The organism is Acinetobacter brisouisimilis (genome assembly GCF_000368265.1).
Taxonomy (GTDB): Bacteria; Pseudomonadota; Gammaproteobacteria; order Pseudomonadales; family Moraxellaceae; genus Acinetobacter.
This window is the reverse complement of the sequence record NZ_KB851219.1, coordinates 2172302-2195377: the sequence shown is the minus strand read 5'-3', so window position 1 is coordinate 2195377 and position 23076 is coordinate 2172302. Positions and strand designations below refer to the sequence as shown.

21 protein-coding genes are annotated in these 23076 nt (G+C 44.2%); 4 read left to right on the top strand and 17 right to left on the bottom strand.

What is annotated here, in order from left to right; genetic code table 11:
- Window positions 1–2700 (top strand): translation initiation factor IF-2, encoded by a 2700-nt coding sequence (infB, locus tag F975_RS14140; protein ID WP_004754507.1) that lies wholly within the window; start codon window positions 1–3, stop codon window positions 2698–2700.
- Window positions 2700–3092, top strand: coding sequence for a ribosome-binding factor A (locus F975_RS14135; RefSeq protein WP_004754506.1), 393 nt, complete (start codon window positions 2700–2702; stop codon window positions 3090–3092). The genes infB and F975_RS14135 overlap by 1 nt, the downstream gene beginning before the upstream one ends.
- 32 nt (window positions 3093–3124) lie before the next feature.
- Here F975_RS14135 and F975_RS14130 read toward each other — a convergent pair whose 3' ends face one another.
- The 15 genes from F975_RS14130 to F975_RS14060 all read right to left on the bottom strand — a co-directional run bounded on the left by F975_RS14130 (window position 3125) and on the right by F975_RS14060 (window position 18601).
- Window positions 3125–3547: a MerR family transcriptional regulator gene (locus tag F975_RS14130; RefSeq protein ID WP_004754503.1), complete on the bottom strand. Its 423-nt coding sequence runs from the start codon at window positions 3545–3547 to the stop codon at window positions 3125–3127.
- 22 nt (window positions 3548–3569) lie between these two features.
- Window positions 3570–4085: an SRPBCC domain-containing protein gene (locus F975_RS16055; RefSeq protein ID WP_004754500.1), complete on the bottom strand. Its 516-nt coding sequence runs from the start codon at window positions 4083–4085 to the stop codon at window positions 3570–3572.
- Between the two features lie 371 nt (window positions 4086–4456).
- A complete protein-coding gene (locus F975_RS14120) occupies window positions 4457–4864 on the bottom strand; it encodes a Na+/H+ antiporter subunit G (RefSeq protein ID WP_004754499.1) in 408 nt (135 codons plus the stop codon).
- 15 nt (window positions 4865–4879) lie between these two features.
- On the bottom strand, window positions 4880–5155 hold the full coding sequence (locus tag F975_RS14115) for a monovalent cation/H+ antiporter subunit F (RefSeq protein ID WP_004754496.1): 276 nt from the start codon (window positions 5153–5155) through the stop codon (window positions 4880–4882).
- Entirely contained in the window at window positions 5152–5673 is a 522-nt protein-coding gene (locus F975_RS14110) for a Na+/H+ antiporter subunit E (RefSeq protein WP_004754495.1), read from the bottom strand. The genes F975_RS14115 and F975_RS14110 overlap by 4 nt, the downstream gene beginning before the upstream one ends.
- 2 nt (window positions 5674–5675) lie before the next feature.
- On the bottom strand, window positions 5676–7496 hold the full coding sequence (locus F975_RS14105; protein WP_004754492.1) for a monovalent cation/H+ antiporter subunit D: 1821 nt from the start codon (window positions 7494–7496) through the stop codon (window positions 5676–5678).
- Window positions 7493–7864 (bottom strand): Na+/H+ antiporter subunit C, encoded by a 372-nt coding sequence (locus F975_RS14100; protein WP_004754490.1) that lies wholly within the window; start codon window positions 7862–7864, stop codon window positions 7493–7495. Before F975_RS14100 ends, F975_RS14105 begins: the two co-directional genes overlap by 4 nt.
- A gap of 4 nt (window positions 7865–7868) precedes the next feature.
- Window positions 7869–10694, bottom strand: a complete 2826-nt coding sequence (locus tag F975_RS14095; protein WP_004754489.1) for a monovalent cation/H+ antiporter subunit A — start codon at window positions 10692–10694, stop codon at window positions 7869–7871.
- 316 nt (window positions 10695–11010) lie between these two features.
- The gene (locus F975_RS14090; RefSeq protein WP_051064842.1) at window positions 11011–12564 is read right to left on the bottom strand and encodes a UvrD-helicase domain-containing protein; all 1554 of its coding nucleotides are present in this window, start codon (window positions 12562–12564) and stop codon (window positions 11011–11013) included.
- Window positions 12500–13288 carry a bifunctional phosphoribosyl-AMP cyclohydrolase/phosphoribosyl-ATP diphosphatase HisIE gene (gene hisIE / locus F975_RS14085; RefSeq protein WP_004754483.1) on the bottom strand — a complete coding sequence of 263 codons (789 nt, stop codon included), beginning with the start codon at window positions 13286–13288 and terminating at the stop codon, window positions 12500–12502. Before hisIE ends, F975_RS14090 begins: the two co-directional genes overlap by 65 nt.
- 181 nt (window positions 13289–13469) lie before the next feature.
- Window positions 13470–15089, bottom strand: a complete 1620-nt coding sequence (locus tag F975_RS14080) for an ABC1 kinase family protein (RefSeq protein WP_004754482.1) — start codon at window positions 15087–15089, stop codon at window positions 13470–13472.
- Between the two features lie 12 nt (window positions 15090–15101).
- Window positions 15102–15764, bottom strand: coding sequence for a hypothetical protein (locus F975_RS14075; RefSeq protein ID WP_004754481.1), 663 nt, complete (start codon window positions 15762–15764; stop codon window positions 15102–15104).
- A gap of 15 nt (window positions 15765–15779) precedes the next feature.
- Window positions 15780–16727: a bifunctional demethylmenaquinone methyltransferase/2-methoxy-6-polyprenyl-1,4-benzoquinol methylase UbiE gene (ubiE, locus tag F975_RS14070; RefSeq protein WP_004754479.1), complete on the bottom strand. Its 948-nt coding sequence runs from the start codon at window positions 16725–16727 to the stop codon at window positions 15780–15782.
- Window positions 16728–16857: 130 nt separating this feature from the next.
- Window positions 16858–17562 (bottom strand): DUF8198 family protein, encoded by a 705-nt coding sequence (locus F975_RS14065; RefSeq protein WP_004754475.1) that lies wholly within the window; start codon window positions 17560–17562, stop codon window positions 16858–16860.
- Window positions 17563–17677: 115 nt separating this feature from the next.
- Entirely contained in the window at window positions 17678–18601 is a 924-nt protein-coding gene (locus F975_RS14060; RefSeq protein ID WP_004754474.1) for a LysR substrate-binding domain-containing protein, read from the bottom strand.
- A gap of 143 nt (window positions 18602–18744) precedes the next feature.
- Between F975_RS14060 and F975_RS14055 the strand changes: the two genes are divergently transcribed.
- Window positions 18745–19608, top strand: a complete 864-nt coding sequence (locus F975_RS14055) for a pirin family protein (RefSeq protein WP_004754471.1) — start codon at window positions 18745–18747, stop codon at window positions 19606–19608.
- Between the two features lie 21 nt (window positions 19609–19629).
- Here the strand turns inward: F975_RS14055 and F975_RS14050 are convergent, their stop codons facing one another.
- Window positions 19630–20040 (bottom strand): OsmC family protein, encoded by a 411-nt coding sequence (locus tag F975_RS14050; protein ID WP_004754469.1) that lies wholly within the window; start codon window positions 20038–20040, stop codon window positions 19630–19632.
- Window positions 20037–20930 (bottom strand): pirin family protein, encoded by an 894-nt coding sequence (locus F975_RS14045; protein ID WP_004754468.1) that lies wholly within the window; start codon window positions 20928–20930, stop codon window positions 20037–20039. Before F975_RS14045 ends, F975_RS14050 begins: the two co-directional genes overlap by 4 nt.
- Before the next feature lie 198 nt (window positions 20931–21128).
- On the opposite strand from F975_RS14045, the gene F975_RS14040 reads away from it, so the two are divergent.
- Window positions 21129–22778: a PglL family O-oligosaccharyltransferase gene (locus F975_RS14040; RefSeq protein WP_004754465.1), complete on the top strand. Its 1650-nt coding sequence runs from the start codon at window positions 21129–21131 to the stop codon at window positions 22776–22778.
- The last annotated feature ends 298 nt before the right edge of the window (window positions 22779–23076 follow it).

The window sequence follows — 23076 nt, the reverse complement described above, 5'->3', positions numbered from 1 at the left end:
ATGACGGACAAGTCGATTAAAGAATTGGCGCAAAATGTAGGGCGTTCAGTTGAAAAACTTCTAGAGCAAGTTCGTGATGCAGGGCTGTCACAGCGTCATGCCGACGATATTATTACTACAGAACAGCAAGATACCCTTGTCAGCTATTTGAAGAAAGTTCATGGGCAAGACAGTGGTAATGCAGGAAAAATCACGTTGAAACGTAAAACAACCAGTACCGCAAAAGTTGCAAGTACCTCAGGTAAGGCGAAAACCATTAATGTAGAAGTACGTAAAAAGCATACTTTTACTAAGCCTGACCCAGAACAGATTAAAGCTGAAGCGAAAGCTAAGCTAGAAGCTGAAACCAAAGCTCGCGCTGACTCCGATGCGCAGGCACGTCCACAAGAGCAAACTAGTCGCCAGCCTGAAAACAATGCGACAGCAAGCCTCGAAGCCATGCGCGCTGCGCACAAGCAAGATAAAAAAGTGGTGGAAAGCCCGAAAACGGCTGTGGTGGTAAAAAGACGTGGCGGTGGTGCATTAAAACCGTTACCAAAACCAGCAGAAACACTCGAACAGAAAAAAGCACGTGAAGCTCAAGCTGCACAGCTGAAAGCGACTGAAGAAGCAGCACGCCGTAAAGCTGCAGAAGAAGCACAACAGCGTACACTTGAACAGATGCGTAAAATGGCATCTAAGTATTCAACTGACGAAGCAGCTACAACTATTCGTGTAATTGATGATGCTCCACTTGCCGCTGGTCTTGTTGGTCAGGCATATGAAGATTCGTTTGCTAAAGAAGACCGCGAAATTAAACGTGGTGGCAATACCAAAGATACGCGTAGCCAGAAGAAAGGTGGACGCAATCAGGAAGAACAAAACTTCCAGAAAGCACATCATAAACGCGGTTTGAAGTTGAGCCAGTCAAATAAACACGGCTTTGAAAAACCAGTTAAAAAACAAGTCTATGATGTTGAAATTGGTTCAACAGTTGTCGTTGCTGACCTTGCACAGAAAATGGCTGTGAAAGTACGCGAAGTGATTAAAACACTCATGAAAATGGGTGAATTAGTGACTCAAGACCAATCGATTGAGCAAGATACTGCTGCACTTGTTGTTGAAGAAATGGGGCATAACCCGATTCTTGTGTCGGATACTCAGGCCGAAGACAACTTACTTGAAGCAGCTGAGCAAAAACGTGGTGAACTCAGCACTCGTCCACCTGTTGTGACGATTATGGGTCACGTTGACCATGGTAAAACCTCATTGCTTGACCGTATTCGCCGTTCAAAAGTGGCTGCGGGCGAAGCAGGCGGGATTACTCAGCACATCGGTGCTTACCATGTGGAAACACAAAAAGGTATTATTACTTTCCTTGATACTCCGGGACACGCAGCGTTTACTGCAATGCGTTCACGTGGTGCGAAAGCGACTGATATCGTGGTCTTGGTTGTTGCAGCAGATGATGGTGTTATGCCACAAACTGCAGAAGCGATTGATCATGCTCGTGCAGCAGGTACGCCAATTATTGTTGCGATCAACAAAATGGATAAAGAATCTGCTGATCCAGATCGCGTATTGAATGAATTGACGACCAAAGAAATTGTACCTGAACAATGGGGCGGTGACGTTCCAGTTGCATTGGTTTCAGCACATTCGGGTCAAGGTATTGATGAACTTCTTGATTTGATCTTGATTCAGGCTGAAATGCTAGAACTTCAAGCTTCTGAAGAAGGTGCTGCACAAGGTGTTGTTATTGAAGCACGTGTTGACAAAGGTCGCGGTGCAGTGACTTCGATCTTGGTACAAAACGGTACATTGAATGTAGGTGACTTGGTTCTTGCAGGTTCATCTTACGGTCGTGTACGTGCCATGTCAGACGAAAATGGTCAGCCAATCAAATCGGCAGGTCCTTCTATTCCTGTGGAAATCTTGGGTCTTCCAGATGCGCCAATGGCAGGTGACGAAGTTCTTGTTGTTAACGATGAGAAAAAAGCACGTGAAGTGGCGGATGCACGCGCAGACCGTGAACGTCAAAAACGTATTGAGCGTCAAAGTGCAATGCGTCTTGAAAACATCATGGCGTCTATGGGCAAGAAAGATGTACCAACTGTTAACGTGGTGCTTAAAACTGACGTTCGCGGTACATTAGAAGCCTTGAATGCAGCATTGACTGAATTGTCAATGGACGAAGTACGAGTTCGTATTATCAGCTCTGGTGTTGGTGCGATTACTGAATCTGACGTGACTTTGGCAGAATCTTCTGAAGCTGTATTGCTTGGCTTTAACGTTCGTGCTGATGCAACTGCACGTCAGAAAGCTGATCAAGACGGTATCGATATTCGTTACTACAGCGTTATCTATGAATTGATCGATGACGTAAAAGATGCCATGAGCGGTAAATTGGCGCCTGAACATCGTGAAACCATCTTGGGTATTGCACAGGTTCGTGAAGTGTTCCGTTCAAGCAAGTTCGGTGCAGCTGCGGGCTGTATGGTAATGGAAGGTGTAATTCACCGTAACAAACCAATTCGTGTCTTGCGCGACGATGTTGTGGTATTCCAAGGCGAACTTGAATCTCTACGTCGTTATAAAGATGTAGTTGAAGAAGTTCGTGCTGGTATGGAATGTGGTCTTGCCGTGAAAGGTTATAAAGACATCAAAGCACTCGACAAGATCGAAGTGTATGATGTTCAAATTGTGAAACGGAGTCTTTAATGGCGGGTAGCCAACGCTTAAAGCGCATGGCGGATTCAGTACAACGTGAGTTGTCTGGGCTTATCCGTCAGGAGCTTAAAGATCCTCGCTTAGGTGGTCTAGTGACCATCTCTGCTGTGAAAGTCAGTGCAGACATGGGTTATGCTGAAGTTTATGTCACTGTAATGGGACGTGAGCTTGGTGATGAGCAAAGTGAAGCAGCAAATAAAGAAACTTTAGATGTATTAAATAAAGCTTCTGGTTTCTTGCGTCATGAGTTGAGTCGTCGTATAAAGACGCGTATTACGCCAAGATTGCGTTTCCACTATGACAAAACCAATGCTTATGGTAACTATATGTTTGGTCTGATCGCTGAGGCAGTCAAAGACTTGCCTGAGCAAGACAAAGAATAAAGAAAAAGCCACCTTCGGGTGGCTTTTTCTTATTAATATGTACTTTTTGTAAGGTCATACAAGCTTTCAATCATATTTTTAATTATTTCCTGATTTTTAACAAAAGAATTATCTTCAATATATTTTTTAATATCATGAAGAGTATTTTTTCCATATTCTAATAACTTAATTTGTTGACTAATCATATTTATTTTTTGATCAATTAATTGATTTGAAATAATATTGCATTTTTCAGAGGGTAGTTTTTTTTCAAGTTCAATTAACTGTTTAATCTCTTCTAAAGTAAATCCCATGCTTTTTAAACATATAATTAATTTAACTTTTTGTTCATGTGTATCGTGATAATTTCTATATCCATTAGCTAATCTATCAGGAATTAGTATTTTACACTTTTCATAAAAACGTAAAGTATCTAATGAAAGTCCATGTTTTAGAGAGAATTGACGAATATTCATTCAATTACCTTTATTGTTTTATCTAAGATATTTTGATAGTATCTTTTTTAAGATTATGATTTTCAATATATTCTTTGAATGATTCATTCATTCTCTTAAAGCTTAATTGTGTAGGTTGAATCACAAAATAATTTAAAATAGGTACAAGTAACCCATTAAAATCTTCAGCCTGAATTAATTGAGTCTTATTAGCATCAATTTTAGTAAAAACAAATTGATGTCTACCATTAAATAATCCATTTATATAGAATTTACCTTCCCATTCTAGATAGTATTCTTCAAGTTCTTTTACTTCTGGTTGCATTTGAAATTTCACATTTTTGTTTTCATCATATAAATCTACAATAATTCTTTGGCCTACATGTGTTGGAAATTTATCAAAACTAAATAAAGTATTCCATTCTGGATAAGATGAAGCACATGTGAATAGTTGCCAAACATGATCTATTGGTTGATTTATAACAATCTTTGTTTCGATTCTTTTATGTCTAAATATGAATAGAAAAAACAATGCAATGATAATAAAAACTGCTTTCATAAAATAATGTCTCTATTACTAATTAAATAAGACAGTGATTCTAAGATTGGAGTTTACTCTAACCGCAAGGAAAATCTTAACCTACAAGTTAAGGCTTATAATGGTTTTTATTGAATATAAGTCTCTTATCCACGTCCATAGGTGTCCTATCAAGACCTCTAGTATAGATTCTTCGATTTAACTTCTGTCATTTTTAACGCACTATGATGCGAGAACTTATAGTATTTTCCTTGTAAAATTTTGTTTTCAGGAGATTAATATCTCGCAGGAAAGCCCCAAATCTTACTCTACTTTAATCGTGACTTAGATTCAAAAGGATGTATTCTCTCCATCAGCAAGACAAAGAGAGTATTAACAGTGATAAAAGAAGCTTATTCATCAGGTGTCTTGTTAAAGCGTTTTTCACGCTTTTGCGCCTGACGCTGCAAACGGTAACGATCCCAAGGCAAAGGGCGTTCTATCGCCTCAGGGACATCGCCACTTAAAGAGCGTAGCTTTAAATGCAGTGCTGCCTGTGCCATTAAATTTGCAGATACAGGCGCAGTAATAAATGCCAATAAGGTAATGAGCAATTCGGCAAAACCAAAATGTCCCTGAAACGCCCAGTAAATCATGGCTGCTATCAGAAAGCTTCCCAAACCGAGCGTACTGGATTTTGTAGGTGCATGTAAACGGGTAAATAAATCGGGTAGGCGAATCATGCCAATACCGCCCACTAACATAAAAAAACTACCAACCAGTAAGAAAAACGACACCAAGATTTCCATCAATAATTGCATGTTTGATTCTCCTGCTTAGTCGATCACATGACCTGTGGTGAAGTAACGTGCCAAAGCAACAGTCGACACAAAACCCAGCATTGCAATCAGAAGTGCGCCTTCAAATAGTTGCGTGGTTGTCCAGTACACACCCAGCACGATCACAAGACCTGTGGCATTGAGAAACAGGGTATCTAGCGCCAACAGGCGGTCAACAATCGAAGGGCCAAATACCAAACGTACCAGACATAACAACATGGAAATACAGATCATGATTAAGCAGATGCCTAATACATACGGCAAAATCATCATGGTGTTTCTCCTTGTTTGGCATGGAAAATTTTCAGTAAAGGCTCTTCATAGCGCTGTTTGATCTGATCAATTTCAGCTTGTGGGTCGCTGCAACTGAGTGCATGTACCAAAATGTCCCCACGTTCCTGATCGATCCCTGCGCTGACTGTACCGGGTGTTGTGGTAATAATCATTGCCAGTAAAGAATTGACCTGTTCATGTTGAGAGTCGAGCGGAACACGGAACCATTTGGGTTGCAGTTTTTCGGTTGAACCCAGTACCAGTTTTGCCACCACAAAATTGGCGACAATGACATCGTAAAGCACCACAAAAAACAGTCGAATAGCTTGCTTCGAGTCAATATGGGGAGTGTGAGTAATAAAATGCTGTAGCAGTTTGGGAATCAATACTGCCAGTAGTGCTGCCATGAGTAGGTCTGAAGCATCCAAACTATGCGACAGCATGAGCCAAGATAGCCCGACCATAACCGAAACAAAAGGGTGGGGCAAGCAACGGTCGATCCAAGGGAGTTTTGTCATGCTTAGCGCTCCACAGACTGTAGTTTCAGTTGTTCATGATCAGGTGTGTCGGGTACATCATGAAGATTGTTCAGCTGGTCATGAATCTGTTGTTGCTTGTAAGGTGAAATATGTTCGCCATGCAGCGTATTCGGGTGAATGATGGCAGGAATCAGATGGGCGTTAGCATCGGGATTTTCACCGCCATATTTGGTTTCGGGAATATATTCAGGATCAAAGGGTTGAGTGCTGATATATTGCCCATCTTGATCACGTTGCAAAATATGCTGTTGATAAAGACTTTGTTGCTCCAGTTGTAGGCTGGCTGCACTTAAATAACGTTGTACAGGTTGTGCCGCAGCAACGTATGCCACCAATATTAGCAATAGCAGATACAGCGCCATCGCATTGCCTTTGGGCGCAATTGCAGGCAGTGCTTGATAATTTCGATAAGCTTGAGTTTCTGGATTATCTTCAGGTTCGCTCGATTGCCAAAATAAAATAAAGCCGACACGAATAAACGCCACAATACTGAGTAAGCTCACCACCAAAATGCCTGCAATAATCTCAAGTTGCCATGGGTGTTGCTGAACAGCATGTAAAATAAACACCTTACCCAAAAAACCGCTAAATGGCGGTAAGCCTGCCATCATCAATGCAATAATAAAAAAGTAGATCGACAGCAGCTTTTCCTGTTTCATGCGCGGAGCAACTTTCAGGTGGTCTTTAAATTCACCGCGCTGCGCCGTAATCCAGCCACAGAGTAAATAAAATGCTGCACCAATGATTGTGCTATGAAACAGATAATATAAGCCTGCCGCCCATGCTTCTGTACGGTGTAAGCCAATCGCAATACAGATCGTACCCAGCGATGATAAAATCATAAAGCCGACAAAACGCCGTAACCGCAAGGCACCAATCGCACCAATCACACCATACAGTGAACTGAGTAATCCTAAAATTAACAAGATATCAAACAGGGAGTGATCATGGTCATTGAGGAAAATCACCGAGTTGACCCGCAAAATTGCGTATAAGCCGACTTTGGTCATCACAGTGAAAATTGCAGCGACAGGGGTGCTGGCAACCGCATAGGTTTTAGGCAACCAAAAGCCCAAAGGCAAAACCGCGGCCTTAATCGCAAACACAGTAAATAAAAGATAGCCACCTGCCTGAGCCAATGCTGCCTGATCGGGGGCAAGTGTTGGAAATAAACGCGCTACATCTGCCATGTTTAGACTGCCAACACTGGCATAAATCAGCCCAAGCCCAATCAAAAATAGGGCACTGGCGAGCAGGTTAATCACCACGTAGTGAATACCCAATTGAAAGCGTGCCTTGCCTTGCCCATGAATCAGCAAAACATAAGATGCCATCAGCAGGATTTCAAAAAATACAAACAGGTTAAATAAGTCGGCAGTTAGAAACGCACCGCATAACCCCATCAATAAAAACTGGAACAGTGCGTGAAAATAGCGCCCGCGAGCATCCCAACCCTGACTGGCATACGCAATAATTGGTAGTGCAAGCGTATAGGTCAGGAGCAGCATAAATGCCGAAAGTCGATCTAGCACGAGGACAATACCAAACGGTGCTGACCATTCGCTGAGTTGATAGACACTGATTTGCCCTGAACTTGCATGCACAAAATAGCTGATTGCTGTGATGAAGCCTAAAGCAGTCGCTACAATACTGAGCCCACGTCGCCATGTTTGACGATGATCTTTCGCCAGTTGCCCCGCACCAGGGTTGCCTAAAAGCAGCAGAATAAAGCCTGTAAATGCAGGAATGAGAATACTTAAAATAGGCGTATGTTGTTGCCAAAAATCAAACCATGTCATCATGATGCTTTATCCTCACTCGGGTCATCAGGTAACTCGGTAATTTCTTTGGAATCGACATGATCCGTCCCTGACTCATAGCGACTGCGCAGCGCCAATTGCACAATAAATGCAGTTGTGGCAAAACCAATCACAATTGCGGTGAGTACCAGTGCTTGAGGTAAGGGGTCTGTTACATGTGTAGTTCTGGTTAAGATTGCAGGTGCATTGACCTGAATCCGACCTGTGGCAAATAAAAACAGGTTCACGGCATAGCCAATCATGGCAAGACCCAGCACCACGGGGAAGGTACGTGCCCGTAGCAATAAATACACACCTGTTGCAACCAGTAGTCCTATTCCTGAAGCTAACAGTAATTCTAAGCTAATCATTGTCTTACTCCTTTGGGATAGGGCCTGAAATGTTGGTATGTCTTGAGTCACCCAAGACTGAAATCATCAGCATGGTGGCACCGACAACAGTCAGGTACACGCCTAAATCAAACAGTGCCGCTGACGCCAAATGCAGTTTGCCAAGGATAGGCAGATATACATACACATGAGCACTGGTCAAAAAAGGACGTGACCAGAGCCATGCCAGTACGCCTGTTATGCCTGCAATACTTAGACCTGTGCCAATCCAGATTTCATACAGTCGTCCAGATTTGACTTTGAGCAGTTGTTCGGCATGATCTTGACCTAGGGCAATATATTGAATAATCAATGCCATTGCCGTGATTAAACCTGCAATAAAGCCACCCCCAGGGAGGTTATGCCCACGCATGAAAATATACAGACTGACCACTAATGCGATAGGCAGCACCCATGATGCAGTCGTCCGTACCAACAGTGGAGATGGGTTAAAACGGTAGCTCAGTCCTTGGGTAATGGTGGTGCCGTGCGTACGCATCCCATCCATAAGTGATAATGTGCCAAGTGCAGCAATACCCAGTACCGTAATTTCACCGAAGGTATCGAAACCACGAAAATCGACCAGAATTACGTTAACAATATTTGAGCCGCCGCCCAGTGGTAAGGACTGCTGCACAAAAAACCATGAAATTGAATCATGATCTCGGGTCAGAATCAGCCAGCTGATCCAACCGACACCTCCACCTGCGACAATCGCTAAAATTGCATCGCGCCAGCGTTGGGTTTGAGTCGATTCATAGGGAGTCAGTTGAGGTAATAGTGACAAACTCATTAACAGCAGTACGGTGGTCACGACATCGACTGTAATTTGAGTCAGTGCCAAATCAGGTGCCGACAGCGCGACGAACACCAGAGTCACCACCAGACCGACTGCGCCACTAATCAAGACAGCCTTGATCCGTTCATGATGAAACCACAGCATCATCCAGCAGGCACTAAACAACAGTAGCCAGAGCATGATGGCAATCCACGGTGCCTGAGTGAGGAGATGCGTACCTGTACGCAGTGGTTGGCTGCACAATGGAATGAGCAGCATGACAATACTAAAACTGATGATCCAGAACAAATAATGTTGCAGCTTACCTGTTTCGGTTTTGAGCTTGACCGCACGCCCAACATAAACAACCTGCTGCATGAGGTATTCAAAAATCAGTTTGCCTTGCAGCTTGCGTAGATAATCTTCGATGTCAATATGACGGATCAGTGCCCCACGACTTAAATGCAGATAAAAGACCGAGCCGCCGACCAGCGCCACCATACTCATGAGTAGGGGTAAATTGACCCCATGCCAAATCGCTAAATGCACGCTGTGAAATTCATTGAGCTGTAATGATGCCCGAGTCACCTGATTGACCAGTGTTTCAGCAAAAAATGCTGGGAAGATGCCCACTAAAATGCACAGACTGGCCAGTAAAATAATCGGGCCACGCATACCAAGTGCAGGTTCATGTGCATGAGGATTGGGAATCTGTTCGCCGATTTCGCCATCGAAAAACACCCCATGCACCAGACGGAACGAGTAGGCAACCGCAAAAATCCCTGCCAATGTGGCAACTGCAACGCCTAAAATGAGGCTAAAACCAGACAGATGGCTGACCAGTTCAGTAAAGAACATTTCTTTGGATAAAAAACCATTGGTGAATGGCACACCTGCCATGGCAGAAGCGGTAATCATGGTCAGCGTGCCTGTGAACGGCAGTAAGTACCAGATCCCTTGCAGTTTCTTCAGGCTGCGCGTACCTGTTTCATGATCAATAATTCCTGCGATCATAAACAAGGCAGCCTTAAAGGTTGCATGATTTAAAATATGGAAAATTGCAGCTGCAACTGCAAGCGGTGAACCCAGCCCAAGCAGACACATAATCAGCCCTAGATGGCTGATGGTTGAGTAAGCCAGTAAGCCTTTAAGGTCTTCTTTAAAAATCGCAAAAAATGCACCGAGTGCAAAGGTAATAAGCCCGACAATGGTGACTAAATTGTGAAACAAGCTAAACCCGACAAAAATCTGCAGTAGGCGCGCCACCAGAAAAATCCCTGCTTTGACCATGGTCGCCGAGTGTAAATAGGCTGAAACAGGCGTTGGGGCTGCCATCGCATTGGGGAGCCAAAAATGAAATGGGAACTGTGCGCTTTTGGTAAATGCACCCAGTAAAATCAACAATAGCGCAGGAACAAATAACGGCTGCGTTTGCAAAGTTGAACCCAGCGCCAAAATCTGATCCAGCTGAAAACTACCTGCCATTTGCCCAAGCAGCATAAAGCCGCCGAGCATCGCCAGCCCACCCATACCTGTAATGATCAGTGCCATGCGTGAACCGCGCTGTGCGGCTTCATAGCGATGCCAGTACGCCACCAGTAAAAATGAGGAAATACTGGTCAGTTCCCAAAACACCAGTAAGATGATCAGGTTGTTGGACAGGGAAATACCGAGCATGGCTGCCATAAACAGCATCAGCAAGCCATACAGTTTACTCAGAGAGTTTTTTTCACCTAAATAATAATAGGCATAAATAAAAATCAGGGTTCCAATTCCACTGATAAGCAAGCCAAACAACAAGCCCAAAGCATCGAGGCGAAAACTGAAATTAATGCCAATTTCAGGGAGCCAAGCCCAGGTTTGTAACAGGGTTGCACCATGAAAAATTGAATTTGACTGACTGAGCAAAAGCCCGAAACAACTTAAGCTAATACTTATAGCGGCGAGCATGTTGAGGCGGCGTGGTGCGTGTGATAAACACGAAACCAGTCCTGTGCCGAAAAGCAGAGGTAACAGTATGATAATGGCTAACACACTTGAATCCCTAAGTTGTCAATTAGGTCATGACCTAAAGTTATGTTTCTTTTAAAAATCAGAGGTGTGCAAAGAGCATTCCAATATTCAATTTTTAAAAGCCGAAGTGCGCTCTACTAGGCTGTAACCGAGAGACCGACTGGGTTAGATGGGTAAAATATGTGCTGAAATAAATTAAGTACAAGATTATTCTACATTTTTTGACTGCTAAAACTAGCCCTTTTTAAGGCTGTTGCGCCGTTTGTCCTGTAAATGCCTATTCTGATTATAATTTTTATGTTTTATAAATTTGTTACTTACTTGTAGCCAATCGCATCTACAGTGAAGTGGGCGTAAGTGTCTGTGGCTTAAACGGAGTTTTCTGTTTAAGTTGTTGGATTAGATCATAAATATAATGGATATTTAGACTGACTTTGGCACGGGTACATGCCACATAAAGTAAACGCAATTCTTCATCACTGATTTTATGATCATGTGCATTGAGCTTAAATTGATAGTCATCTTCCAGATGTACCCGATCCCATTCCAAGCCTTTGGCTTTGTGGGCGGTAGAAATCACATAGTCCGCTTCCTGAATCGGAGTGATTTTTTCCAAAGCGCGTTTGAGTGGCGCAGTCCCATGATCATCGACCAGTTTGACGAGAGGTTTAATATCACTGCCTTCATTGGTTTCGCAGTATTCATGCACATCATGCCATGAATTAAACCATGCCAGTTCAGGCACATCAGTGACGCGTTTGCCCTGTTTTAAAATGCTCGCGGCATCAATAAAGCGGTTCAGGCGAGCATGATCGGCCTGCAAACTGACTCTCTCACCACTGACCAGACCTGCCAGAAGCAATTCCATGGCACGTGCGTTGGTACGACATAAAATCGCATCACGCTTTTTGGTATGTGGCTTGTTAAATACTGAGGATTTACGTTCAGGGTTGCCATGCAACGGAACGGTTTCTTTCAGTCCACCGAGCAAGCTGTTGGCAACCTCGGCAATCGGTTCGCCAAAACGAAATGAAGTGGTCAGGCGTGACTCTGTCAGTGGCAGCTTTTGCATGGCATTGACTGCGCCACGCCATGCGTAAATCTGTTGATGGGCATCACCGACATAAATTACTTGAGTATTTTTCTGTTGTAGCAAAATCCCGAGCATGAGCGGGTCGGCATCTTGAGCTTCATCAAATAAAATATAGTCTGCGGGAATATATGGTTCAGATAGTGCCCACAGTTTGAGATAGATATCGTGCCCAATGCCTGCCTGATGTTGTGGATTCACCGAATCCAACCAGCGGCGCTCCAGTGCAGGGTATAAATGCTGTTGCAGGGCAGTTGCATCATCGGGATGCAGCCAGCTCGGCACCTGAATATGCCGTGGAGCAGGATATTGCGAACTGGTGGCACAAAAGTAGCCCACAGCATTGACTACGATACTCGCAAGGCGACTTGGCATCAGTGCATATTTTTCGTAACGTCCCCCCATCAAACGGCGTAGGGTAATGGGTTCAAGCCGATATTCTTTGGCAAGAAAACTCGGACTCAGACGTGGCAGACGCAATTTGTCGGTAATATTGCGTGGCACACTGCGATAGGCAAGCGAGTGAAAGGTGCGGCTGTCGACATTGCGGTGAAATTTCTGTTGGGCTTCACTGGCAATGGCTTTGTTAAATGCCAGATACATGCCACGCCGTTCAGGCATGGCAGCACTAATCATTTGCAGGGTGGTAGTTTTACCCGTACCCGCGTAGGCCACCACTTTGAACGATTCGCCACGGAGCGCATGCTCAATGGCGATCTGCTGTTCGGCAGTTGGTTTAGTGGGCTGCACGATTTGCTTTTTCAACCAGTCCTGACAGACCTTGACGGCGTGCCAGTTCATTCAGCACGATTTGCGGGTCAATATCAAAATAACCGAGCATCACGATGCTATGGAACCACAAGTCGGCCACTTCATAGATCAAGTCATTCTTGTTGTCTTCACTAGCATGGCTGGCATAGTCTTTGGCAGCAATGATGGTTTCAATGCTTTCTTCGCCGACTTTTTCTAAAATCTTGTTCAGACCTTTGTGATACAGCTTCGCCACATAAGAACTTTCAGGGTCGGCTGCTTTACGCTCAATCATCATTTTACCGAGGTAATCGAGCACTTCGATGCTTTCCGCCTGTGCATTTGAAGCGGACATGGCAAGGGTATGCGGATTGCTAGAAGCGGTATTGTGATAGATCTCGCTCGGGTCTTTGAGCTGTGCATCGACAATTTCCCAACCATTTTCAGTCAGTTTTCGGTAGAAACACGACTCGCGACCTGTATGGCAGGCAATGCCACCATGTTGTTCAATTTGCAGCACAATCACGTCGGCATCGCAGTCGAGGCGAATTTCATGTACGGTCTGGAAGTGCCCAGACTCTTCACCTTTGTGCCACAGTTTTTGACGTGAACGGGAAAAATAGACCGCCTGTTTTTTCTCAGCAGTCAGCGCCAGCGATTCACGGTTCATCCATGCCACCATCAAGATTCGTCCAGTATGATGATGCTGTGCAATCGCAGGAATGAGACCTTGTTCGTTAAATTTTACTTCATCGAGCCATTGCATATTGTTCATGGAAAATCACCAAATTTCTTGCGTGGAAAAAAGAGGCTTAAATTAAGCAGGGCTATAGTGTACGGCAAAGCATTGCAATGCGGAAATATTCTTTTGATCTGATTCAACTGAAACACCACAGACGAACAGGGTATGCAAGTATCAAAAATCAACAGACAATATGCAGATCTTTAAATCTCACCTAACGCACAATTCGCCACAGCGCGATCAGACTGGCAACAACAATCAGTGGAATCGACACAAACCACGGGCTGATGATGGCGATGCTGAGTAAAATCGCGATCATGCTGCCAAAAATCCAGCTGCGTTTTTGCTGCTGTTGCATCTGTAAACGTAAATGCTGTAATTCGCGTAATTGCTTGTCTTGCCATGCTGACTGATTTTTTAAGCCATTGAGGCTGTCCACTATCAGCGTTGGAATATCCTGTGCACCCAAGAGCAAGTCAGGAATTTGCTGTCCTAACTGTTTGATATTTTTCACAGGATCCATGTTGGACTTGACCCATTCGGTCAGAATCGGTTTTGCCAGTTTCCAGATATCCAGTGCAGGGTAGAGGTCTGTACCCAAACCTTCTACATGTACCAAGGTTTTCAGCAACAGCATCAACTGTGGTGGAATTTCCAGATGGAAACGACGGGCAATATCCATCACCTGAATCAAGATGCCTGCAAAATCCAGCTCATGCATGGGCTTGGAAATCATAGGTCCCACGGTGCGGCGCATTTCACGTGCCAACGCATCCTGATCGGTGCCTGGTGGAATCCAGCCTGCCTGATGCACCACCTGAATCAGCTGCATGAAATTACCGTTCATCACGGCAAGTAGCATGCGGGCAACCGTCATTTGGTCTTGCTTAGAGAGTTCACCCATAATCGCGCAATCGAGCGCAATATAACGCGGTTGCTGCGGATTAATGGTTTCCACAAACACGTTGCCAGGGTGCATATCGGCATGGAAAAAGTTGTCACGGAAGACTTGGGTGAAGAAAATGGTCAAGCCTTTTTCTGCCAGATCCGCACGGTTCATGCCGAGACGGTCAAAGGTTTCGGTATCTGAAATCGGTACGCCCGTAATGCGTTCCGCCACCATCACATCGGTACTGTCCATATAGACATCAGGCACATACATCATGCTTGAGCCTGTGAAGTAATGACGCATACGGCGGGTATTATCTGCTTCGAGGGTCAAATCCAGTTCATTCAGAATGGTTTGGCGGTAGTTCTGAATAATTTCCGATAGATGCAGGGCACGCGCAGCTTCCAAACGGTTTTCGAGGTTATGTCCAAGCCACGTCAGAATTTCAAAATCTTGCAGAATTTGTGCGCGAATATTCGGGCGGGTGACCTTGACCACCACTTCACGTCCATCATGCAGTGCAGCAGTATGTACCTGTGCAATCGATGCAGCGGCAAGTGGTTGTTCGTCAAAACGGGAAAATAGCGAGTTGATATCCGCTTTCAAGGATTGTTGAATGCGTATTTTGGCGACATCAGCATCGAAGGGTTTGACCCGATCTTGTAGTAATACCAACTGCTGCAAGATTTCAGGGTCAATCAGGTCACGGCGGGTCGATAATAACTGACCGAGTTTGATGGCTAAAGGCCCCATCTCCTCTACAGCTTCTTTGAGCTTGAGCGGATTTTTGCCCTGTTTGCTTGACCATGCTGCAGGATGCAGGCGAATCAGTTTCAGTAAGGGGCGCGCCTTGATAGGAATGTCTTCCGCAGCAACCAACGTGTCGAGTCTATAGTGCGCAGCAATACGCCACAGTTCGAGTAAACGGGAAATATGCGGAATCATTGAAGCGGTCACCTAATCTTGTTTTGGGAGAATTGTCTGCTGTAATGCCTGAATTTTGGCTTCCAGTCGGTCAATATTTTGTTGCAAGGCACGTGTGCCTTGTTGCAGTTCGTCCATTTGCCAGCGCGGTGCAAATAAACCACTGTCTTCTTTTAAGGTATCTGCGGCAAAAAACAGTTTGCTTTGCAACGAGCGTTTCGCCAGTTGGGGTAAATGCTGAATTTTACCCAGCTCATGTGCTAGCGTTGGACCAATCCACGGCGATAAATGTGCCGCCAAGTCTGGTTCAAGGCGTTGCAAAATATCTTGCACTGTTTGCAACAGGCGAAAATCACCCTGTACAGGAATCGTACCGACTTCTTTGTCCAGTAATAATTTCAGCAGCTCAACCACATTGGCAACCTGTAAGGTGGCGTTGGCAGTGCTTGGGCTATGCTGTGGGTCGAAAGGGCGTTGTTCAAACAGGCTTGGGGTTTTGCTATGTCCTGTTGCCGTTGGCTCTAGACGTAAGATGTTTTCATCAAAAAAAACATCGACCGAGAGTTGTGGCGAGGCAATCACGACACGGAGGAGTTGCCCTTGGAGTTGATTGAGTTGGATGCGTGTAATCGCGTCAAGGTCAATCACACGATTGACCAGACGTTCAGCAGCACCTAATGCAAGAATTGACCACATCAGGAGCGTCCTCGATTAGAGTTTGAAACCACGGTGTACTGCAACAATACCGCCAGTCAGGTTATGGTAATCACAGTTCTGGAAGCCAGCTTTTTCCATCATGCCTTTTAAGGTACGCTGGTCTGGGTGCATACGAATCGATTCAGCCAAATACTTATAGCTCTCTGAGTCATTCGCCACCAATTTGCCCATAATTGGCAATGCGGTAAATGAATACAGGTCATACAGTTTAGAGAATGGTTCAAATACAGGTTTAGAGAATTCCAGAATCAGTAAACGACCACCTGGCTTCAACACACGGTACATTGATTCAAGTGCTGCATCTTTGTCGGTCACGTTGCGTAAACCAAAGCTGATAGTCAACAGATCAAAGCTGTTGTCAGCAAATGGTTCTAAGGTTTCGGCATTGGCAAGCACGAAATCGACATTGGTACAGCCTGCATCGAGTAAACGACTACGACCGACATTGAGCATTGATTCGTTAATGTCAGACAGGACCACATGACCTTGAGGGCCAACTTCACGGCTAAATACTTTAGCAAGATCACCCGTACCGCCTGCAATATCTAGAACATGCTGACCACGACGTACGCCAGACATGTTAATCGCGAAGCGTTTCCATAAACGGTGAATCCCGAATGACATCAAGTCATTCATAATGTCGTATTTGCTAGCCACCGAGTGGAACACTTCTGCGACTTTTTGCGCTTTGTCTTCGGTACGCACGGTTTTAAAACCAAAGTGGGTAGTGTCGCCGACATTGCCTGTTTTGCCCGCACCGCGTGGCAAGTTGTAGTGAGGAACTGACTCTGTAATCGGAGTGTCTTGCGGAGCTTGGTTAAGACTGGTTTGCTGACCTTGTGGTGTGCCTTCAGGAAGCGGCGAAGTTAAAAAAGGACTAACTTTATTGGAATTTTGTGTCGACTCATTTGGTGTATTTGGCGTTGGGTGTTCGTTCGACATGAGTCTCTCCTCATTCACCGGTATAAAAGAATTAGTGCGTATGATGACAGATTATGCAGAATTTTGCAGCGATCATCATGCTTGAATAGATGAATAATATACAGAAAAAAGTCTGCTTTGTGCGGGGCGATTATTGAAAAGGCTGTAGATCGCCTGTATGTACGCGGTGAATCACCTGGCGTTCCTGTGCGGTAAAATCGCGCACAAATTTTTCGGCAGACTTGAGTGGCTTCATGGCTGTAAATCCTTCATCCATAAAGTCATACATCATTTGGAAATGGTGTTTATACGCCACCGATTTACACATTTTAAAGGCTGTATGAACCACAAAAGAGCGCAAATAACGATCCAGATAATGCCCGAATTCATCCGCCATACTGAGCTGTTGCAGACGTGCCTGTGCCTGATCAAGCTGTAAATAGGTTTGGCGCATGATTTCATCATTCAACACTTGATTATGCGGATAATTGTTCTGAATATGAGCCGCAACTTGTTCATCAAGTTCAACCGCATAAATGGCGAGTAAAATCCCGTGAGTTCCTGCTTTAATGGCATTTTCAGGAATAAACTTTTCAGCTTTATGGGCATGTTTGAGTAAGCGTTCAATCTGTTTGGCCAAGGTATCAAAATCTGGTCCGCCATATAAACGGTCGACAAAGTAAGCTGCCATGAGCCGATTATTTTTTTCGGAAAATAATGCCTGATGTGAGTGCTTTAAGCGGTTCTTTTGCCATTGTTGTACATCTTGTAGGCGTTGAAATAACACAGGATCTTGATGATATTGCAATTGTTTATAGCGTTGTAGCAACTGATCTAATGCACTGAGTTTCGACATTTTTTGAAAAATTACGCAAAAAGAAAGCTATCTTAAAGCAGAGATTGCCTTCAATTCTATGCTTTTGCGCAAATTAACTGGGTGAAACTGTTACAAATGGTCTGCTTACAAAGACTTAGGATATATAACCAGCTTCGCGCCCAACCATGTTGCGTAAGCCTTGTATCAGGCTTTCAATCAGTTTTTCAATCACTAAACGTTGCCCTTTACGTGACGCATAGACCAGTTGAACTGTGCCAATATTGGATTGCCAATCGGGCAATACCTGTATTAAGTCGCCGTTTTTCAGATCTTTTTGCACACTCAGCACAGGTAAATCAGCAATACCCAAACCATCTTTGACTGCATAATAGACACCTGCCAGATCATTGCACTTTAAACGGGGATCAAAATGAAAATTCACGGTTTCACCTGTGGTTAGGTGCTGCAAATGCCACGTATACTGGTTTTTCATTAAGCCTAAAGCCAATGCTGGGTACTGCGCCAGTTCCTGATAATGTTGAATGGTATGACCTTGTAACAAGCTTTGGCTTGCCACCAGACAATGTGTGGTTTTTACCACATCGCGGACAATTAAGCTGGAATCTACATTTGGGTTGAAACTGGTGCGAATTGCAATATCGATATTGTCATGTAATACATCGACACGGCGGCTGGTCAGTTCCAGCTCAAGTTGAACTTTAGGATATTGTTGTAAAAAAGCATTTAAAATCGGGCGAATCTGAAATTGCAGCATGATATTTGGACAACTAATGCGTACCAGACCTTGAGGTTCGCTTTTTTGTTGTAACAGTACGTTTTCACTGCATTCAATCTGGTTAACGACTTTCTGGCATTCTTCATAAAACTGTTGCCCAAGTGGCGTCACCTGAAAATGCCGTGTGGTACGCTGAATCAATTTAATATTAAAGCGTTCTTCAAGTTCTAAAATTCGCCGACTGAGTTTGGATTTGGTAATTTGAGTCGCTTCACTGGCTGCACTGAATCCGCCATGTTTGACCACCAGATAAAAATAATAATAATCATCAAAAATATGCATGGCAGCCTCTTGCGTTCAGACAACTAATTGATTGTAGCGGAAGTTGTTTATTGCATATATAAGATAATCCGTCTTATTTTTATGATTTTTTGACGGCTACTTAGAATGTAAAATTATGCTCTAAATCAAGTGAGGATTCCGACATGAAAAAAGTCATTGGGCAGTATCGGACACAGCAAAAACATTGGGTGGGCGATGGTTTTCATGTCAGCACCTTATTTTCTTATGATCGTTTAGGGCAAGTGCTGAGTCCATTTCTGATGCTGGATTATGCTGCACCTGAATTTTTTAGCCCAACCAGCACGCCACGCGGGGTCGGGGAACATCCACATCGTGGTTTTGAGACGGTGACCATCGCCTATAAAGGTGAAATTTCGCATCGTGATTCGCATGGTGGAGGTGGAACCATCCAGACAGGTGATGTGCAATGGATGACCGCAGGCGCAGGCTTACTGCATGAAGAGTTACATTCGAAAGCTTTTGCCCAGCAAGGTGGTGAGCTAGAAATGGTACAGCTTTGGGTCAACTTGCCCGCCAAAGACAAAATGACTCACGGCAAATATCAAGCCATTACCCGAAGTGAAATTCCTTCAATTGTACTCGATGATGCGGGCAGTTATTTGCGGGTCATCGCAGGACAATATGCCGATGTGCAAGGCGCGGCTTTGACCTTTAGTCCTGTAAATGTCTGGGATATTCAGTTGATGGCAGGGCAGCAGCATGAATTTAACGTGCCTGTGGGGCAAACCTGTATTGTGGTCGTACGACAAGGAACAGTCTTGATCAATCAACAGTATCAGGTTGCTGATCATAGCTTTGTCCTGTTTGACCGAGACGATGCCGAACCGATTCAGATCAGTGCTGAACAGGGGGCAGGAATTCTGATTTTAACTGGACAACCATTGAATGAACCGATTCAGGGTTATGGGCCATTTGTCATGAATACCCAACAAGAAATTATGCAAGCTATTCATGACTTTAACCGTGGTGACTTTGGCGAAATGTAACGACATTCGTCAAAGTGTAAACTATGCTACAGGGTCGAAAATTTGTGTTTCGATTTTGACACTGCGCAACAAGGTTTTTGTGACGGGTGTTTTTTGGCAAACGGCCAGAAGTTTCTGACGCAACTCATTGGTTATGGGCTGAGGAAATTCAATCTGACGCTGAATGTGTTCAGAACCATCACGATGGCTTAGAAACTGAGCAGTGACCTTAAACTCGCCCAAGTTGAAACCTTTATGCTTTGCATACATGCGTAGCGTAATCATGGTGCATGCCACAAGACTACTGCATAGCAAGTCATAAGGCGCTGCACCCTGATCATGACCTTCCAGGTGTTCAGGTTCATCAGTAAAAAAGTGATGTTCACCACAATGAACCAGCCCTTTCCATGATTCAGGTAAGGTTCGAACTTGACTACGACCAACGATACTCATTTCGATGCCCTCATGTGTTCGGGAAATGCAGGTGCTTGTAAGCGTTCACCTGGATAATCGGGAATTTCTCCAAAGCGGCTGTCATGCTGTAACCAGTGTTGATGCGCAGCTTTAATCTCATCTTCGCTACGACCAACATAGTTCCACCACAGTAAAATCGGCGATTCAAAGGGTTCTCCACCAATCAGGAGCACGCGGCTATCGGCGGACAGTACCAGACTGATGTCACTTGAACCTGTTTCAAAGATGAGCATATTGTCTGTGGTCAGCACATGTCCATTGACCTGTGCCTGTCCTGAGAGTAGTAAAATGCCATATTCAAAATCGGGCTTCAGCGGCAATGTGGTCTGACTTACCTGTGCTGCATACAGGTCGACGCCAAGTAATGGGCTATAGACTTCAACAGGGGATGTATGCCCCAAAAAATCCCCGACCAAAACCCGACATTCGATCTGGTCTTTCTGTATGACGGGTAGTTCAGGATAATGCTGAAACTTGGCGGGCATATTGCGTTTGTTATCGGGTAGGGCAATCCAGAGCTGTGCCGTGTGCAGTTGGGTTTCATGAGGAGGCGTGACTTCTGTATGAGAAATACCGTAGCCTGCAGTCATGAGGTTGACCTGCTTGGGCTGGATTAGTTGTTTTGAACCCAGACTGTCAGTATGCATTAGCGTACCTTCAATCATCCACGTGAAGGTCTGTAAGCCAATATGTGGGTGTGGGCCAATATCAAGTCCCTCACCCTGAACAAACTCGACTGGACCAGCATGGTCGAGAAAGCACCATGCGCCAATCATGCGTTTTTCTCGGTGTGGCAATGCACGGGCAATGACTGTACCTTGCCCAATTTCGGCGCGACGTAAATGAAGCTCTTTTCCTTGATGCGGCATGCGATGCGTCCTTTGTTGTCAATGTCATGAGTATGATCTTAGCAAGCTCTGCCTTCGTGGCATGTTTGAATTTTATAAATCATCATCCTATAAATAGAAAAATTTATTGAAGATTAGGCTGTAATGGTCAAGTTGTGCTACATAGCTTTACTCAAAAATATTCTATAATGCGTGCTTTATTTTTCACCTGTTTTGCTCATGATGCAAAGATTACTGTTTCTTGCGATTGCGGTGCTGCTGGCATTGTCTTGGCTATCTCCATATCACTATACCCCGTGGCTGACACTATCTAGCGAATTATTAGCGTATGCGGCGGCCTTATGTACGTTGGCTTTATATATTGACAAGCCCTTACAATTGCCCAAGCTGAATGTGCCACTATTTGTGATGGCCTGTATCCCGTTTGTGCAGTGGGTATTTGGTATTGAGTTTTATTTTAGTAAGGCATTGTTATCGGCATTGTATGTTTTTGCCTTTGCCATGATGGTTGTACTTGGATTTAATCTGACTCAAGATCCCGTGCAGCGTGAAAAAGTCTTTAAAGGCTGGAGCTTACTGACCTTTGTGGTCGGTTTAATCAGCGTTGGCATAGCATTGCTGCAATGGCTGCATCTCGATCAGGGATTATCACTGATTATGCCATTACGTGGTAATCGTCCTTATGCGAACTTTGCTCAGCCCAACAATATGGCAACTTTCCTGATGATGGGGTTAATGAGTTGCCTATATCTGTTTGAAAAATGCACCTTACCCACTTGGCTGGTGACGTTAGGGGCATTATTGCTCACCTTTACCATCGCACTCAGTCAGTCTCGTACGCCTTGGGTGGCCTGTGCAGTACTCAGTATTTATCTGTTTTTTAAACTCTCCGCAGCATATCGTTTCAAGCGTTACCATGTTGCCGCATGGGTGATGATTTACATCGGTTGCTTGCTGGCAATTCCAAGTCTAAATGCGATTTTGGTGCATCTGGGGTTATCTCATTCAGAAATGTCGGATGTGATTGCACGTGCCAGTTCGAGTCATTCTCGCTTTAATATCTGGATGCAAATGCTGTATGCCATTCAGCAACATCCGTGGCTGGGCTATGGCTGGAATCAAACCAGCTATGCACAATTGGTCGGGGCAGATTTTCTTCAGCACAATGAACGAACCAACAGTGCGCATAATCTCATTTTAGAATTACTGGTCTGGAATGGTGTTATTGTTGGAACCGCGATTATTGCTTATATCGCATGGTGGCTTTGGCGACTCAACAAACAGGTGGAAAAGAGCGAGTCATTGGTTGCAACGCTGATGGTCTGCTGTGTATTGATTCATGCAATGTTTGAATTCCCTCAAGATTATGCTTATTTCTTATTACCTGTTGGCTTTTTACTGGGAGTCATTCAGGCGCAGACAGCCAAACTGAAGGCATTTTCACTATCTGCAAACTTGAATACTGCTATTTTAGTGATTGGTATTTTGCTTTACGGTTTAATCTGGCGCGATTATCTCAGTTCAATTGATGCTTTAAATCAGGGGCATAAACATTCTGATCAGGGGATTCCAGCAGTTAAACCCTATCGAGTTTATGTCTTGGATCAGTTCGATCAACGGGCTAACTGGTATTATCTGGATCGTTTTAGCCGTTTGTCACCACAACAATTAGAGCATTATCATCAAGTTGCGGTCACTACACCAACGCATTATGATTTATATAAATACGCTCAGCTTTTAGCATATAACGGGCAGAATCAAGAAGCCCAGCATCAATTAGCCTTGATCCATGGTTTATATCAGGTTGATCATCCTTATAATCAGCTCTTGCTTGACCAAGATCATAATGGTCGTGCTATTCGTAAGTGATGCCTAAGTAAAAAAGCTGCTTTATAGCCTAATGCCAGTCAGTTAAGCAATTGACTGGCATTTTCTTTTTCGAATTGATGATGCGATATGCTTCACAGAAGTGTTACCTATCATAATTCAAGATAAAAACATATTGAGGGTAAGACGCTTCCGAGATTTATCCATTCAATGAGGGGATTGACCTGTTTTTTGGGCGAGGAGTATTACTTGTATAAATTGGTAAGAATGAAGTTGATATAGTTTTATGATTTATAATAATTTATCGAGAACAGGAAGGAGATGATTAAAAATCTCCTTC

Excerpts from the sequence above, each read along its gene's own strand:
- infB (WP_004754507.1), top strand. The coding sequence starts at position 1 with ATGACGGACAAGTCGATTAAAGAATTGGCGCAAAATGTAGGGCGTTCA.
- F975_RS14135 (WP_004754506.1), top strand. The coding sequence starts at position 2,700 with ATGGCGGGTAGCCAACGCTTAAAGCGCATGGCGGATTCAGTACAACGT.
- F975_RS14130 (WP_004754503.1), bottom strand. The coding sequence starts at position 3,547 with ATGAATATTCGTCAATTCTCTCTAAAACATGGACTTTCATTAGATACT.
- F975_RS16055 (WP_004754500.1), bottom strand. The coding sequence starts at position 4,085 with ATGAAAGCAGTTTTTATTATCATTGCATTGTTTTTTCTATTCATATTT.
- F975_RS14120 (WP_004754499.1), bottom strand. The coding sequence starts at position 4,864 with ATGCAATTATTGATGGAAATCTTGGTGTCGTTTTTCTTACTGGTTGGT.
- F975_RS14115 (WP_004754496.1), bottom strand. The coding sequence starts at position 5,155 with ATGATGATTTTGCCGTATGTATTAGGCATCTGCTTAATCATGATCTGT.
- F975_RS14110 (WP_004754495.1), bottom strand. The coding sequence starts at position 5,673 with ATGACAAAACTCCCTTGGATCGACCGTTGCTTGCCCCACCCTTTTGTT.
- F975_RS14105 (WP_004754492.1), bottom strand. The coding sequence starts at position 7,496 with ATGATGACATGGTTTGATTTTTGGCAACAACATACGCCTATTTTAAGT.
- F975_RS14100 (WP_004754490.1), bottom strand. The coding sequence starts at position 7,864 with ATGATTAGCTTAGAATTACTGTTAGCTTCAGGAATAGGACTACTGGTT.
- F975_RS14090 (WP_051064842.1), bottom strand. The coding sequence starts at position 12,564 with ATGAACTGGCACGCCGTCAAGGTCTGTCAGGACTGGTTGAAAAAGCAA.
- hisIE (WP_004754483.1), bottom strand. The coding sequence starts at position 13,288 with ATGAACAATATGCAATGGCTCGATGAAGTAAAATTTAACGAACAAGGT.
- F975_RS14080 (WP_004754482.1), bottom strand. The coding sequence starts at position 15,089 with ATGATTCCGCATATTTCCCGTTTACTCGAACTGTGGCGTATTGCTGCG.
- F975_RS14075 (WP_004754481.1), bottom strand. The coding sequence starts at position 15,764 with ATGTGGTCAATTCTTGCATTAGGTGCTGCTGAACGTCTGGTCAATCGT.
- ubiE (WP_004754479.1), bottom strand. The coding sequence starts at position 16,727 with ATGTCGAACGAACACCCAACGCCAAATACACCAAATGAGTCGACACAA.
- F975_RS14065 (WP_004754475.1), bottom strand. The coding sequence starts at position 17,562 with ATGTCGAAACTCAGTGCATTAGATCAGTTGCTACAACGCTATAAACAA.
- F975_RS14060 (WP_004754474.1), bottom strand. The coding sequence starts at position 18,601 with ATGCATATTTTTGATGATTATTATTATTTTTATCTGGTGGTCAAACAT.
- F975_RS14055 (WP_004754471.1), top strand. The coding sequence starts at position 18,745 with ATGAAAAAAGTCATTGGGCAGTATCGGACACAGCAAAAACATTGGGTG.
- F975_RS14050 (WP_004754469.1), bottom strand. The coding sequence starts at position 20,040 with ATGAGTATCGTTGGTCGTAGTCAAGTTCGAACCTTACCTGAATCATGG.
- F975_RS14045 (WP_004754468.1), bottom strand. The coding sequence starts at position 20,930 with ATGCCGCATCAAGGAAAAGAGCTTCATTTACGTCGCGCCGAAATTGGG.
- F975_RS14040 (WP_004754465.1), top strand. The coding sequence starts at position 21,129 with ATGATGCAAAGATTACTGTTTCTTGCGATTGCGGTGCTGCTGGCATTG.